The 12,985-nt window shown below is 64.7% G+C and carries 22 protein-coding genes; all 22 read right to left on the bottom strand.

Translation table 11 applies throughout. The annotated features are described in order from the left end of the window. Positions 1-5: 5 nt before the first annotated feature. A complete protein-coding gene (locus tag ACFJGT_RS12950) occupies positions 6-1,022 on the bottom strand; it encodes a DNA-directed RNA polymerase subunit alpha (protein ID WP_061967382.1) in 1,017 nt (338 codons plus the stop codon). A gap of 94 nt (positions 1,023-1,116) precedes the next feature. Then, on the bottom strand, positions 1,117-1,506 hold the full coding sequence (rpsK, locus tag ACFJGT_RS12955; RefSeq protein WP_043237079.1) for a 30S ribosomal protein S11: 390 nt from the start codon (positions 1,504-1,506) through the stop codon (positions 1,117-1,119). A gap of 114 nt (positions 1,507-1,620) precedes the next feature. After that, on the bottom strand, positions 1,621-1,989 hold the full coding sequence (gene rpsM / locus ACFJGT_RS12960; RefSeq protein ID WP_055730198.1) for a 30S ribosomal protein S13: 369 nt from the start codon (positions 1,987-1,989) through the stop codon (positions 1,621-1,623). 392 nt (positions 1,990-2,381) lie between these two features. Beyond that, positions 2,382-3,581: an ABC transporter substrate-binding protein gene (locus ACFJGT_RS12965; RefSeq protein WP_377838301.1), complete on the bottom strand. Its 1,200-nt coding sequence runs from the start codon at positions 3,579-3,581 to the stop codon at positions 2,382-2,384. 239 nt (positions 3,582-3,820) lie between these two features. Beyond that, complete coding sequence (locus ACFJGT_RS12970) at positions 3,821-4,414, bottom strand: adenylate kinase (RefSeq protein ID WP_377838303.1); 594 nt, start codon at positions 4,412-4,414, stop codon at positions 3,821-3,823. After that, positions 4,415-5,752, bottom strand: coding sequence for a preprotein translocase subunit SecY (gene secY, locus ACFJGT_RS12975; RefSeq protein ID WP_377838304.1), 1,338 nt, complete (start codon positions 5,750-5,752; stop codon positions 4,415-4,417). 243 nt (positions 5,753-5,995) lie between these two features. Then, on the bottom strand, positions 5,996-6,490 hold the full coding sequence (gene rplO, locus ACFJGT_RS12980; protein ID WP_377838306.1) for a 50S ribosomal protein L15: 495 nt from the start codon (positions 6,488-6,490) through the stop codon (positions 5,996-5,998). A 12-nt stretch (positions 6,491-6,502) separates the two neighbouring features. Continuing rightward, positions 6,503-6,697 (bottom strand): 50S ribosomal protein L30, encoded by a 195-nt coding sequence (gene rpmD / locus ACFJGT_RS12985; protein WP_377838308.1) that lies wholly within the window; start codon positions 6,695-6,697, stop codon positions 6,503-6,505. 10 nt (positions 6,698-6,707) lie between these two features. Further along, positions 6,708-7,271, bottom strand: a complete 564-nt coding sequence (gene rpsE / locus ACFJGT_RS12990) for a 30S ribosomal protein S5 (protein WP_377838310.1) — start codon at positions 7,269-7,271, stop codon at positions 6,708-6,710. Between the two features lie 240 nt (positions 7,272-7,511). Next, complete coding sequence (rplR, locus tag ACFJGT_RS12995; RefSeq protein ID WP_047582052.1) at positions 7,512-7,874, bottom strand: 50S ribosomal protein L18; 363 nt, start codon at positions 7,872-7,874, stop codon at positions 7,512-7,514. An 11-nt stretch (positions 7,875-7,885) separates the two neighbouring features. After that, entirely contained in the window at positions 7,886-8,419 is a 534-nt protein-coding gene (gene rplF / locus ACFJGT_RS13000) for a 50S ribosomal protein L6 (protein ID WP_377838312.1), read from the bottom strand. Between the two features lie 38 nt (positions 8,420-8,457). Beyond that, positions 8,458-8,856 carry a 30S ribosomal protein S8 gene (gene rpsH, locus ACFJGT_RS13005; RefSeq protein ID WP_047582049.1) on the bottom strand — a complete coding sequence of 133 codons (399 nt, stop codon included), beginning with the start codon at positions 8,854-8,856 and terminating at the stop codon, positions 8,458-8,460. A 14-nt stretch (positions 8,857-8,870) separates the two neighbouring features. Beyond that, positions 8,871-9,176 (bottom strand): 30S ribosomal protein S14, encoded by a 306-nt coding sequence (gene rpsN / locus ACFJGT_RS13010; protein WP_199085556.1) that lies wholly within the window; start codon positions 9,174-9,176, stop codon positions 8,871-8,873. Positions 9,177-9,212: 36 nt separating this feature from the next. Then, complete coding sequence (gene rplE, locus ACFJGT_RS13015; protein WP_199085555.1) at positions 9,213-9,779, bottom strand: 50S ribosomal protein L5; 567 nt, start codon at positions 9,777-9,779, stop codon at positions 9,213-9,215. After that, a complete protein-coding gene (gene rplX, locus ACFJGT_RS13020; protein ID WP_377838317.1) occupies positions 9,772-10,089 on the bottom strand; it encodes a 50S ribosomal protein L24 in 318 nt (105 codons plus the stop codon). Before rplX ends, rplE begins: the two co-directional genes overlap by 8 nt. Beyond that, positions 10,089-10,457: a 50S ribosomal protein L14 gene (rplN, locus tag ACFJGT_RS13025; protein ID WP_038365406.1), complete on the bottom strand. Its 369-nt coding sequence runs from the start codon at positions 10,455-10,457 to the stop codon at positions 10,089-10,091. The genes rplX and rplN overlap by 1 nt, the downstream gene beginning before the upstream one ends. A gap of 210 nt (positions 10,458-10,667) precedes the next feature. Further along, a complete protein-coding gene (rpsQ, locus tag ACFJGT_RS13030; RefSeq protein ID WP_199085553.1) occupies positions 10,668-10,910 on the bottom strand; it encodes a 30S ribosomal protein S17 in 243 nt (80 codons plus the stop codon). Between the two features lie 10 nt (positions 10,911-10,920). Beyond that, positions 10,921-11,133, bottom strand: a complete 213-nt coding sequence (gene rpmC / locus ACFJGT_RS13035) for a 50S ribosomal protein L29 (protein WP_047582036.1) — start codon at positions 11,131-11,133, stop codon at positions 10,921-10,923. 11 nt (positions 11,134-11,144) lie between these two features. Beyond that, positions 11,145-11,558, bottom strand: coding sequence for a 50S ribosomal protein L16 (gene rplP, locus ACFJGT_RS13040; protein ID WP_038365403.1), 414 nt, complete (start codon positions 11,556-11,558; stop codon positions 11,145-11,147). Positions 11,559-11,576: 18 nt separating this feature from the next. Beyond that, positions 11,577-12,302: a 30S ribosomal protein S3 gene (rpsC, locus tag ACFJGT_RS13045; protein ID WP_291658356.1), complete on the bottom strand. Its 726-nt coding sequence runs from the start codon at positions 12,300-12,302 to the stop codon at positions 11,577-11,579. A gap of 10 nt (positions 12,303-12,312) precedes the next feature. Beyond that, complete coding sequence (gene rplV, locus ACFJGT_RS13050) at positions 12,313-12,696, bottom strand: 50S ribosomal protein L22 (RefSeq protein WP_377838321.1); 384 nt, start codon at positions 12,694-12,696, stop codon at positions 12,313-12,315. A 3-nt stretch (positions 12,697-12,699) separates the two neighbouring features. Beyond that, complete coding sequence (rpsS, locus tag ACFJGT_RS13055) at positions 12,700-12,978, bottom strand: 30S ribosomal protein S19 (protein ID WP_047582029.1); 279 nt, start codon at positions 12,976-12,978, stop codon at positions 12,700-12,702. Positions 12,979-12,985: the final 7 nt, after the last annotated feature.

Here is a 12,985-nt window from a genome sequence, read left to right on the forward strand (position 1 = left end):
AGAACTCAGTAGTGCTCTTCGAAGCGCTTTGCGAGCTCTTCGATGTTCTCCGGCGGCCAGCCCTGGACGTCCATGCCCAGGTGCAGGCCCATGGTCGCCAGCACTTCCTTGATCTCGTTCAGCGACTTGCGGCCGAAGTTCGGGGTGCGCAGCATCTCGCCCTCGGACTTCTGGATGAGGTCGCCGATATAGACGATGTTGTCGTTCTTGAGGCAGTTCGCCGAACGGACCGAAAGCTCGAGCTCGTCGACCTTCTTGAGCAGCGCCGGGTTGAAGGGCAGCTGCGGCGCGGTCGAGACGGCCTCTTCCTTGCGCGGCTCCTCGAAGGTGATGAACACCGCGAGCTGGTCCTGCAGGATGCGGGCGGCGAGCGCCAGCGCGTCCTCGGGGGTGACCGAGCCGTTGGTCTCGATCGCCAGCGTCAGCGAGTCCTTGTCGAGGTTCTGGCCCTCGCGGGTGTTCTCGACGCGGTAGGAGACCTTCTTGACCGGCGAGTACAGGCTGTCGACCGGGATCAGGCCGATCGGCGCGTCCTCGGGACGGTTCTGCTCGGCCGGGACATAGCCCTTGCCGGTGTTGACGGTGAACTCCATGCGGATCTCGGCCCCGTCGTCCAGCGTGCAGAGCACGAGGTCGGGGTTCAGGATCGCGACGTCGCCGATGGTGTTGATGTCGCCGGCGGTGACGGTGCCCGGGCCGGACTTGCGCAGCGTCATGCGCTTCGGGCCCTCGCCCTGCATCTTGACCGCGATGGCCTTGATGTTGAGGACGATGTCGGTGACGTCCTCACGGACGCCCGGGATCGAGGAGAACTCGTGGAGAACGCCGTCGATCTGGACGGCGGTCACGGCCGCGCCCTGGAGCGACGACAGCAGCACGCGACGGAGCGCATTGCCGAGCGTCATGCCGAAGCCGCGCTCGAGCGGACGCGCAACCACGGTCGCCTGACGCTTCGGGTCGTCTCCGACCTTCACTTCGAGCTTGTTCGGCTTGGAAAGATCCTGCCAGTTCTTGCTGATCACGACCGCACTCCTGGTGCTGAATTCATCTGGCGGCCACCGCCGCCCCGGACAGGCGCCCGCCCCTGCGGGCGCCTTCAAGGCTACAAGTCAGGCGTCAGACGCGACGGCGCTTGCGCGGACGGCAGCCATTGTGCGGGATCGGCGTCACGTCGCGGATCGAGGTCACGGTGAAGCCCGCGGCCTGGAGAGCGCGAAGAGCCGACTCGCGGCCCGAACCCGGACCGGTCACCTCGACCTCGAGGGTGCGCATGCCGTGCTCGGCAGCCTTGCGGGCAGCGTCCTCGGCGGCGACCTGGGCGGCGTACGGGGTCGACTTGCGCGAGCCCTTGAAGCCCATCGTGCCGGCCGACGACCACGAGATCGTGTTGCCCTGCGCGTCGGTGATGGTGATCATGGTGTTGTTGAACGAGGCGTTCACATGCGCGACGCCGGAGACGATGTTCTTGCGTTCGCGACGACGGACGCGCTGGGCTTCCTTGGCCATAACTCTTCTTCCATCCTTCAGGCGCGCCCGTCATGCCAGGCGCTGGGGATGCCGGCGGCCCGTGAGCGGACCGGCCGGCGTATAGACAGCGGGCCGACTAGCGGCCCGCCGAAATCACTTCTTCTTGCCGGCGATCGGCTTCGCCTTGCCCTTGCGGGTACGGGCGTTGGTGTGCGTGCGCTGGCCGCGGACCGGCAGCGAGCGACGATGACGCAGGCCGCGATAGCAGCCGAGGTCCATCAGGCGCTTGATGTTCATCGAGACTTCGCGGCGCAGATCGCCCTCGACGAGGTAGTCGCGGTCGATGGTCTCGCGGATCTGCAGGACTTCGGCGTCGGTCAGCTGATTGACGCGGCGCTCGGCGGCGATGCCGACCTTCTCGCAGATCTCCTGGGCCTTGGCCGCGCCAATGCCGTGGATGTACTGCAGGCCGATGACGACGCGCTTGCCGGTCGGAATGTTAACGCCCGCGATACGAGCCATGATCTCATCTCCATGTCGGCCGAAGCACCCGATGGCACTCCGGCGGTGGGGAAAATCCCGCGTCCGGTGGAGGCCGGCTCTTGCAGGACGTTGAACGGCTCCACGCGATAACGCGACGTCGTCCCTTCTCGCGAAGGCAACGGCATCGCTCCCATGAAACCGGATGGCGGGTCGTTAACTCGTCGGCCGCAACGAGTCAACCCCGCCGCAACCAAGAACCGTGCCAAGGCAGGGAAGGCCAAGGCCAGACCGAGTATTCGGCGTCATGCTCGGGCTTGCCCAGAGCATCTCAGGCCGGATCAGGTTTTCGAACGTCCTGCAGCAGATTCTCGGGTCTGCGCTTCGCTTCGCCCGAGAATAACGGCCCCGCCCTGCTCCCTCCGGTGCGCGCCCTACTTCTTCACCAGGCTGCACTTGCTCTCCGAAAGCGGCGCGATGATCTCGGCCGCCGGGATCTTACGGACGACCTTGAAGTAATCCCACGGCGCCTTCGAATCGGCGGGCTTCTTCACCTCGACCAGCAGCATGTCGTTCATCAGCCGGCCGTCTTCGCGGACCTTCGCGCCGGGCGCATAGAAATCGTCGACCGGCAGCTCCTTCATCTTCGCCGCGACCGCCGGGCCGGCAGCCGTACCCGCCGCCTTCACCGCCTTGAGATAGTGCAGCACCGAGGAATAGACGCTGGCCTGGATCATGCCGGGCATCTTCCCGGTCTTCGCCATGTAGCGGTCGGCGAAATCGCGGCTCGGCTTGTCGGCGTCGTGGTAATAGGCGGTGGTGGTGATCAAGCCCTTGGCCTTGTCGAGGCCGAGCCCGTGGACGTCGCTGAGCACCACGACCATCGCCGCGAGCTTCTGGCCGCCATCGACCAGGCCGAACTCGCCCGCCTGCTTGATCGAGTTGATCGTGTCCGTGCCGGCATTGGCGAAGGCCACGATCTTGGCCTTCGAAGCCTGCGCCTGAAGCAGGAAGGAGGAGAAGTCCGGCGTTCCCAGCGGCGCACGCACCGTGCCCAATGTCTTGCCGCCATTCGCCTTGACGATCGACTCGATATCCGCCGTGAGCTGATGGCCGAAAGCGTAGTCGGCGGCGATGATGTACCAGCTGTCGCCGCCCTCGCGCAGCACCGAAACCGCGGTGCCCTTGGCCGAGGTCGCCGTGTCGAAGGTCCACATGAAGCCGGTCGCCGAACAATCCTCGTTGAAGAGGCGCGTCGTCGCCGGCCCGTTATAGAGCGCGATCTTCTGCTTTTCCTTGGCGATGCCGGCCACGCCGAGCGCAACGGCGGAGTTGGTGAGATCCGCGATCGCGGTGACGCCATCGACATCGTACCAGCGCCGGGCCAGTCCGACGGCGATGTCCGGCTTGTTCTGGTGGTCGGCCGAAACGATCTCGATCGGCTTGCCCAGCACCGAGCCGCCGAAATCCGCAATCGCCAGCTTCGCCGCCTCGACCGAGCCCAACCCGCCGAATTCGGCATAATTGCCCGACTGGTCGTTGAGGACGCCGATCTTCACCGCATCCTGCGCCCGCGCCGCCGCCGGCATCAGTGCCAGCGTGCTCGCGACCAGCAATGCACCAAACCTCGTCATGCGCCTGCTCCCTGTCCTGCGTCCGGACCGAGAAAGCCGTTTCGCCTTCCGGTCGACGGATGCTTGCCACCGCTTCGCGCGGATTGGTCCTCAGCACATCCGCCGGGCTTGAGCCTGTCAACGCACAGGCGGAGCGAGAAAAGGCAAAGGCATCAGCGCAAAAGCGCACCGGGAAACCGAAAAACCCGGACGGACCGTGAGGTCCGCCCGGGTTCGAATTGGTTTCGCTGAAGAGCCGATCAGCCCTGAGCGGCGACCGAAAGCGCGTCGGTGATCGCCTGCGAGACGCTGTCGATCGGCTGCATGCCGTCGATCACCGTCAACTGGCCGCGCTTCTCGTAGTAGGGAGCGACCACCGCCGTATCGCGGTTATAGGCTTCGAGCCGGGTCTTGAAGACCTCCGGATCATCGTCCTTGCGCACCGGCTGCCCGGCCGCCCTCGCCTCCTCGGCGCGGCGGACGATGCGGTCGACAAGCTTGGTCTGGTCGACCTTGAGCTCGAGCACGGCGTCGAGCTTCAGGCCCTTGCCGTCCAGCATCCGGTCGAGCGCCTCGGCCTGCGCCAGCGTCCGCGGGAAGCCGTCGAGGATGAAGCCCTTCTTGGCATCCGCCTCTTCGATGCGGTCGGCGACGATGCCGATGACGATCTCGTCCGAGACCAGCCCGCCGGCGTCCATCACGGCCTTGGCCTTCTGGCCGACCGGCGTACCAGCGGCGACGGCTGCGCGCAGCATATCGCCAGTGGAGAGTTGCGGAATGCCGTGCTTCGCGACGATGCGCGCCGCCTGAGTGCCCTTACCCGCCCCCGGCGGCCCCAGGAAAATCAACCGCATTTAGCGCCTCGCTCCTCGCAACTTGGCCTTCTTGACCAGCCCTTCGTACTGATGGGCCAGCAGGTGCCCGTGAACTTGCGCCACGGTGTCCATCGTCGTCGTCACCACGATGAGGAGCGAAGTGCCGCCCAGCAGGATGATCGGGATCTGAGCATAGGTGATCATGAACTCGGGGATAAGGCAGACGATCGTCAAATATCCTGCGCCGAGAACGGTGATGCGCGTGAGGATGCGGTCGATATGCTCGGCGGTCCGCTCGCCGGGGCGGATGCCCGGCATGAAGCCGCCATGCTTCTTGAGATTGTCAGCCGTCTCGACCGGATTGAACACGATCGCGGTGTAGAAGAAGCAGAAGAAGATGATCAGCGCGGCGTAGAGGATCATGAACAGCGGCCGGCCATGCGCCAGGTAGGTCGCCATCGTCGACAGGAAGCCGGTGCCGCCCGAGGCCTGCTGGAAGCTCGCGACGGTCGTCGGCAGCAGCAGCAGTGAGGAGGCGAAGATCGGCGGAATGACGCCGGCGGTGTTGAGCTTCAGCGGCAGGAACGAGGTCTGACCCTCATACATGCGGTTGCCGACCTGGCGCTTCGGATAGTTGATCAGCAGGCGGCGCTGGGCGCGCTCCATGAACACGCAGAAGGCGATGACGCAGATCGCCATCACCAGCACGCCGAGCAGCAGACCGGTCGAGATCGCGCCCTGGCGGCCGAGCTCGAAGGTCTGGGCGAGCTGCGAGGGGAATTCGGCGATGATGCCCGCGAAGATGATCATCGAGGTGCCGTTGCCGATGCCGCGGCTGGTGATCTGCTCACCCAGCCAGAGCAGGAACATCGTACCGCCGACCAGCGTGATCGTGGTCGAGAGCAGGAAGAACGGCCCGGGTTCGAGAACGAGGTTGCCGGACCCCTGCAGGCCGACGCCGATCGCATAGGCCTGGAACACGGCCAGCACGAGGGTCAGGTAGCGGGTGTACTGGTTCAGGGTCTTGCGGCCCTGCTCGCCTTCCTTCTTCAGCGCCTCGAAGCTCGGGATGACGCTGGAGAGCAGCTGCACGATGATCGAGGCCGAGATGTACGGCATGATCGCCAGCGCGAAGATCGCGAGACGCCCGACCGCGCCGCCCGAGAACATGTTGAACATGCCGAGCATGCCGGACTGGGTCTGGCGGAACAGGTCGGCGACCGCGTCCGGATTCATGCCGGGAAGCGGGATGTAGGTGCCGAGCCGGTAGATGACCAGCGCGCCCAGCGTGAACCAGATCCGCTTCTTGAGTTCATCCGCCTTGGCGAAAGCCCCGAAATTGAGGTTCGCCGCAAGCTGTTCAGCCGCCGATGCCATGCGTCCGGTCCCTGGGTCTCAAACTGGTCCCAGATCATCGCGCGTCCTACCGGACGCGGTAACGATGATCTATCTCATAGTCGGAGCATCGGATTGTTCCGAAAAGTGGATTCCACTTTTCGGTCCGATACTCTGGAAGCACGTTTCCCGAACGCACGCATGCGTGCTGTCTGCGGATTCGTGCCTTGCGTCAAACAGTCAAACGGCGGCCAAGGCGCTGGGCCCGGCCGCCGTTCGCAAACGTCATGTAGGCGTTCGGATCACGCCTGTGAAGCGGCAGCCAGAAATCTTGACCGAACCGCCGGCCTTCTCGATCGCAGCGACGGCCGACTTGGACGCGCCGTAGACTTCGAAAGCGAGCTTGGTCTTGAGTTCGCCGGCGCCGAGAATCTTGACGCCGTCCTTGGCCTGGCGGGTGATGACACCGGCGGCGACGAGTGCCTCTATGGTGACAGCGCCCTTGGCGTCGAGCTTGCCGGCTTCCACCGCCTGCTGGATCCGGCCGAGGTTCACCTCGTTCAGGTCCTTCGCGAACAGGTTGTTGAAGCCGCGCTTCGGCAGGCGACGATACAGCGGCATCTGGCCGCCTTCGAAGCCCTTGATGGCGACGCCGGCGCGCGAGGTCTGACCCTTCACGCCACGACCACCGGTCTTGCCCTTGCCGGAGCCAATGCCACGGCCGACACGCATGCGCTGCTTCAGAGCGCCTTCGTTGTCGCGGATTTCATTGAGTTTCATGTGTCGCCCTCCTCACTTCGCGTCGATGACGCGCACGAGGTGCTTCACCTTCTCGACCATGCCACGCACCGCGGGGGTGTCCTGGAGGGTCGAGCGGCGGCGGATCTTGTTCAGGCCGAGACCGATCAAGGTCTGGCGCTGGGCGGCCTCGCGGCGGATCGGCGAACCGGTCTGCTCGATGGTGAAGGTCTTCTCAGCCTTTGCCATGATTCCCTCCTCACGCTTCCGCGGCCGCATCCGTGCCGGCATCGCGGCGACGGGTCTGCAGGGCCGAAACCTTGAGCGAACGACGGGCCGCGACCGAGCGCGGGCTGTCTTCGTTCTTCAGCGCGTCGAAAGTGGCGCGCACGAGGTTGTACGGGTTGGAGGAGCCGAGCGACTTCGACACGACGTCCTGCATGCCGACCGCCTCGAAGACGGCGCGCATCGGGCCGCCGGCGATGATACCGGTACCGGCCGGAGCCGCGCGCAGCACGACCTTGCCGGCGCCGTGGCGGCCCTGCACGTCGTGATGGAGGGTACGGCCCTCGCGCAGCGGGATGCGGACGAGGCCACGCTTGGCGGCTTCCGTCGCCTTGCGGATCGCCTCGGGAACTTCACGGGCCTTGCCGTGGCCGAAGCCGACGCGGCCCTTCTGGTCGCCGACGACGACGAGCGCGGCGAAGCCGAAGCGACGTCCACCCTTCACCACCTTGGCGACACGATTGATGTGGACGAGCTTGTCCACGAACTCGGAAACTTCCGTTTCCCGGTCCCTACGCTCACGCGGCTCTCTAGCCATGTCTGTCCTCTTACTTGCGCGGACGAGGGTCGAAGCCCCGCCGCTCGCTCGAGCCTAACCCTGCGCGTCATTGCGCGGGGAAGCTGTGCATCGGGCCGAAAAGTGGGAACCACTTTTCGGAAGAACCCGATGCCTTAACGCATCGATCGTCGTGACCGCGCCCATCCTGGCGCGCGACGATCGAGAAACGGGTACCGCCCGGCCGGCGCAAAACGCCGGGCCGGGCGAAACCCGATAACCTCAGAAGCTGAGGCCGCCCTCGCGGGCCGCATCGGCCAGCGCCTTGACGCGGCCATGGTACATGTACGGGCCGCGGTCGAAGACCACTTCCGTCACGCCGGCCTTGACCGCGCGCTCGGCGACGATCTTGCCGATCTGGCCGGCCGCCTCGACATTGGCGCCGGACTTGATCTGCTCGCGCACGTCCTTGTCGAGCGACGAGGCAGAGGCCAGGGTGACCCCCTTCACGTCGTCGATGACCTGGGCGTAGATCTGCTTGCCGGTGCGGTGCACCGACAGGCGCGGGCGACCATTGGCAACCGCCTTGATCGCGCGGCGGACGCGGGCCTTGCGGCGCGCAGTCACATCGTTCTGCTTGCTCATGGCTGGCGTCCTTACTTCTTCTTGCCTTCCTTGCGGAAGATGAATTCGCCGGCGTACTTGACGCCCTTGCCCTTGTAGGGCTCGGGGCCACGATAGTCGCGGATCTCCGCGGCGGTCTGGCCGACGACCTGCTTGTCGATGCCGGTGACGACGATTTCCGTCGGCTTCGGCGTCACGATCGCGACACCGGCCGGGATTTCGTAGTCGATGTCGTGGCTGTAGCCGAGCGACAGCTTCAGCACCTTGCCGTTGACGGCGGCCTTGTAGCCGACGCCGTTGATCTCGAGGCGCTTCTCGAAGCCGGCGGTGGTGCCGACGACGAGGTTGTTGATGCGGGCGCGCGAGGTGCCCCAGAGCGCACGGGCGCGCTTCGACTGCGAACGCGGCTGCACCGCGATCGCGCCGTCCTCCATGGCCACCGAGACGTCCTCGGGAACCGTGAAGGAGAGCTCGCCCTTGGAGCCCTTGATCTTGACCAGCTGGCCGGTGACCGAGGCGGTGACGCCTGCGGGAACCGAAACCGGCTTCTTACCGATACGAGACATTTGGATCTCTCCTGAAAATGAGCGGGGCGCCTGTAAGGTCAGAAGACCTTGCAGAGCACTTCGCCGCCCACGTTCTGCTCGCGGGCCACATGATCGGCCATCACGCCACGTGGGGTCGAGACGATCGTCACGCCAAGGCCATCGGCCACGCGCGGCATGGTCTCGACCGACGAGTAGACGCGGCGGCCGGGCTTCGAAACACGCGAGATCGACCGGATGACCGGCTGGCCCTCGTGATACTTCAGTTCGATGTCGAACTCGGTCCGGCCGTTGCCGAACTCGGTCTGGCTGTAGCCGCGGATGTAGCCCTCGGACTGCAGCACGTCGAGCACGCGGGCGCGCAGCTTCGAGCCAGGGGTGGAAACGCGGGACTTGCGACGCATCTGCGCATTGCGGATGCGGGTCAGCATATCGCCGAGCGGATCAATGATAGCCATTGTTCCAGTCCTCCTTACCAGCTCGACTTGACGAGGCCGGGAACCAGCCCCTTGTTGCCGAGCTCACGCAGCGCGACACGCGACATCTTGAGCTTGCGATAGAACGCGCGCGGACGACCCGTGACTTCGCAGCGGTTGCGAATGCGGATCTTGGCCGAGTTGCGCGGCAGTTCGGCCAGCTTCAGGCGGGCGAGGAAACGCTCGTCCATGGGCTGGTTGTCGTCATTGGCGATCGCGAGAAGGCGAGCCCGGCGGCCGGCGAATTTCTTCACCAGCTTCCTGCGACGCTCGTTGTTCTCGACGGAGCTTTTCTTAGCCATCGATCTCTCCTGGTTTCCGCGTATGAACGCTGAGGTTCACTGCCGGAACGGGAAGTTGAAGTGCTTGAGCAGAGCGCGTGCCTCGTCGTCCGACTTCGCAGTCGTGCAGACGATCACGTCCATGCCCCAGACCTGGTCGACCTTGTCGTAGTTGATCTCGGGGAACACGATGTGCTCCTTGATCCCGAGCGCGAAATTGCCGCGCCCGTCGAACGACTTGGGGTTGAGGCCCCGGAAGTCGCGCACGCGCGGCAAGGCGATGGTGACGAGCCGGTCGACGAACTCGAACATCTTGGTCTTGCGCAGCGTGACCTTGCAGCCGACCGCCATGTTCTCGCGCAGCTTGAAGCCGGCGATGGCGAGGCGGGACTTGGTGATGACCGGCTTCTGGCCGGCGATCATGGCGAGGTCGCCGGCGGCGTTGTCGACCTTCTTGCGGTCGGCAGTCGCTTCACCAACGCCCATGTTGATGACGATCTTTTCGATCGTCGGCACTTCCATGACGTTCTTGTAGCCGAATTCGGCGATCATCGCGGGACGAACGACGTCCTCGTAATGCTTCTTCATACGCGGCGAAAGAGCCGCCTGCTGAGCCTCAGCCATCGATCAGATCCCCCGAACGCTTGGCGAAACGGACCTTGCGGCCGTCATCGAGCACCTTGAAACCGACGCGGGTCGGCTTGCCGTCCTTGGGATCGGCCACGGCGATATTCGACAGGTCGATGGTGGCCTCTTTCGAGATGATGCCACCCTCGGACGTCTGCGACTGCTTGGTGTGCTTCTTCACGAGATTGACACCACGCACGACGGCGCGGGCATCCTTCGGGAGAACCTGCAGCACCTCGCCCGACTTGCCCTTGTCGCGACCAGCGAGCACGACGACCTTGTCGCCCTTCTTGATCTTAGCAGCCATCACAGCACCTCCGGCGCCAGCGAGATGATCTTCATGTGGTTCTTGGCGCGCAGCTCGCGCGGAACCGGTCCGAAGATACGCGTGCCGACCGGCTCTTTCTGGTTGTTGATCAGCACGGCCGCATTGCGGTCGAACCGGATCACCGAACCGTCCTGGCGCTTGACGTCCTTGGCGGTGCGAACGACGACCGCCTTCATGACGTCGCCCTTCTTCACGCGACCGCGCGGAATGGCTTCCTTGATCGAAACGACGATGATGTCGCCAATGCGGGCATAGCGCCGCTTCGATCCGCCGAGAACCTTGATGCACATCACGCGACGGGCGCCGGAATTGTCGGCGACGTCGAGATTCGTCTGCACCTGGATCATGGCCTTGATCCTTCCAATCTGTGTATCAGCGCGGTTTCCCGGCCAGCATCAGTGCCGGGCGGGACTACGACTGACGGGGGTCGATCGCCCCCCTGGCCTCAAACAAAACACGATCCGCAAAAGTGGTTTCCACCTTTGCGGAGAAACATGTCCGGCTTCTTTCCTGCCCCGCCCCGCCCCTGATTCGGGGCCGGGCGAAGCCGTCTCGAATCACGCCTTGGGGGCGTCTTCGAGCACAACCCAGCTTTTCAGCTTGGAAATCGGCTTGGACTCCTCGATCCAAACCGTGTCGCCGACCTTGAACGAACCCGCCTCGTCATGGGCGTGATAGTTCTTCGTGCGGCGCACCGTCTTCTTGAGCAGCGGGTGCGTATAACGCCGCTCGACCTTGACCACAACAGTTTTGTTCTGCTTGTCGCTGACGACGACGCCCTGCAGTACGCGCTTAGGCATTATTCTCTCCTCACGCGCTCGCTGCGACGGTCTTCGACCGCTGCAGCGTCTTGATGCGGGCGATGTCCTTGCGCACTTCGGTGACGCGCGCGGTGTTCTCGAGCTGCCCGGTGGCCTTCTGGAAGCGCAGGTTGAACTGCTCCTTCTTGAGCTTCAGGAGCTCGTCCTGGAGCTGGTCCGTGCTCATGGCCTTCAGGTCGGACTGACGCTGTGTGATTTTCATCTTGCCCTCCCTCACTCGGCAATGCGCTGGATGAAGCGCGTCTTGATCGGCAGCTTGGCGGCGCCGAGACGGAGCGCCTCGCGGGCGATCTCCTCGGACACGCCATCGAGCTCGAACATGATCCGGCCCGGCTTGACCTTGGCGGCCCAGAACTCGGGCGAACCCTTGCCCTTACCCATGCGGACTTCGGTCGGCTTCTTGGAAACCGGCACGTCCGGGAAGATGCGGATCCAGACACGGCCCACGCGCTTCATGGCGCGGGTGATCGCGCGGCGGGCCGCCTCGATCTGCCGGGCGGTGACGCGCTCGGGCTCCTGGGCCTTCAGACCGAACTGGCCGAAGTTGAGATCCGTGCCGCCCTTGGCGACGCCGGAGATGCGTCCCTTGAACTGCTTGCGGAACTTGGTGCGTTTTGGTTGCAGCATGGCTCTTCTCGATCAGCCTTACGCAGCCTGCTCACGACGATCGCGATGGTCGCGATCACGACCGCCGGAGCGGCCGCCCTCGTCGGAGAGGCGCTTGTCCTGGGCCATCGGGTCGTGTTCCAGGATCTCGCCCTTGAAGATCCAGACCTTGATGCCGCACGTCCCGTAGGTCGTGAAAGCGGTGGCGACGCCGTAGTCGACGTCGGCGCGCAGCGTATGCAGCGGCACGCGGCCCTCACGATACCATTCGAGGCGGGCGATCTCGGCGCCGCCGAGACGGCCCGAGCAGTTGATGCGGATGCCCTCGGCGCCCAGACGCATCGCCGACTGAACGGCGCGCTTCATGGCGCGACGGAAGGCGACGCGGCGCTCGAGCTGCTGAGCGATCGAGTCGGCGACGAGCGTCGCGTCGATCTCGGGCTTGCGCACCTCGACGATGTTGATCGTCACGTCGGCCTTGGTCAGCTTCGAGACTTCCTTGCGGAGCTTCTCGATGTCTGCACCCTTCTTGCCGATCACCACGCCCGGACGGGCCGAGTGGATGGTGACGCGGCACTTCCGGTGCGGACGCTCGATGATGATCTTCGAGACCGCAGCCTGCTTCAGCAGCTTCATGAGCGCGGCGCGGATGGCCATGTCTTCATGCAGCAGCTTGCCGTACTCGCCCTTGTTGGCGAACCAACGCGAGTCCCAGGTGCGGTTGATGCCGAGGCGAAGGCCGATCGGATTGATTTTCTGACCCATCGTTCTCTCCTCAGGCCTTGGCCGCAGCGACTTCGCGCACCACGATCGTGATGTTCGCGAAGGGCTTCAGGATGCGGGCGCCACGGCCACGGGCACGAGCGTGGAAACGCTTCATGACGAGGGCCTTGCCGACGAAGGCTTGCGCCACGACGAGATCGTCGACGTCGAGATCATGGTTGTTCTCGGCGTTGGCGATGGCGCTCTGCAGGCACTTGCGCACATCGAGCGAGATCCGCTTGCGCGAGAACTCGAGATCGGCGAGCGCGGTCGCGACCTTCTTGCCACGGATCAGCTGAGCGACGAGGTTCAGCTTCTGCGGCGAGACGCGAAGGTTGCGGGCAATCGCCGTAGCTTCGTTCTCGGGCAGCGCACGGGGGGCGGATGCTTTACCCATGGCTTACTTCCTCTTCGCCTTCTTGTCGGCGGCATGGCCGTGGAAGGTGCGCGTCGGCGAGAACTCGCCGAACTTGTGGCCCACCATCTCCTCGGACACGGACACCGGCACATGCTTATGGCCGTTGTAGACGCCGAACGTCAGACCGACGAACTGCGGCAGGATCGTGGAGCGACGGCTCCAGATCTTGATAACTTCATTACGGGCCGAGGTCCTGGCGACCTCGGCCTTCTTCAGGAGGTATCCGTCGACGAACGGACCTTTCCAAAGCGAACGCGCCATGACGGAC

It is taken from the genome of Allobosea sp. UC22_33 (genome assembly GCF_042700715.1).
Lineage (GTDB): Bacteria > Pseudomonadota > Alphaproteobacteria > Rhizobiales > Beijerinckiaceae > Allobosea.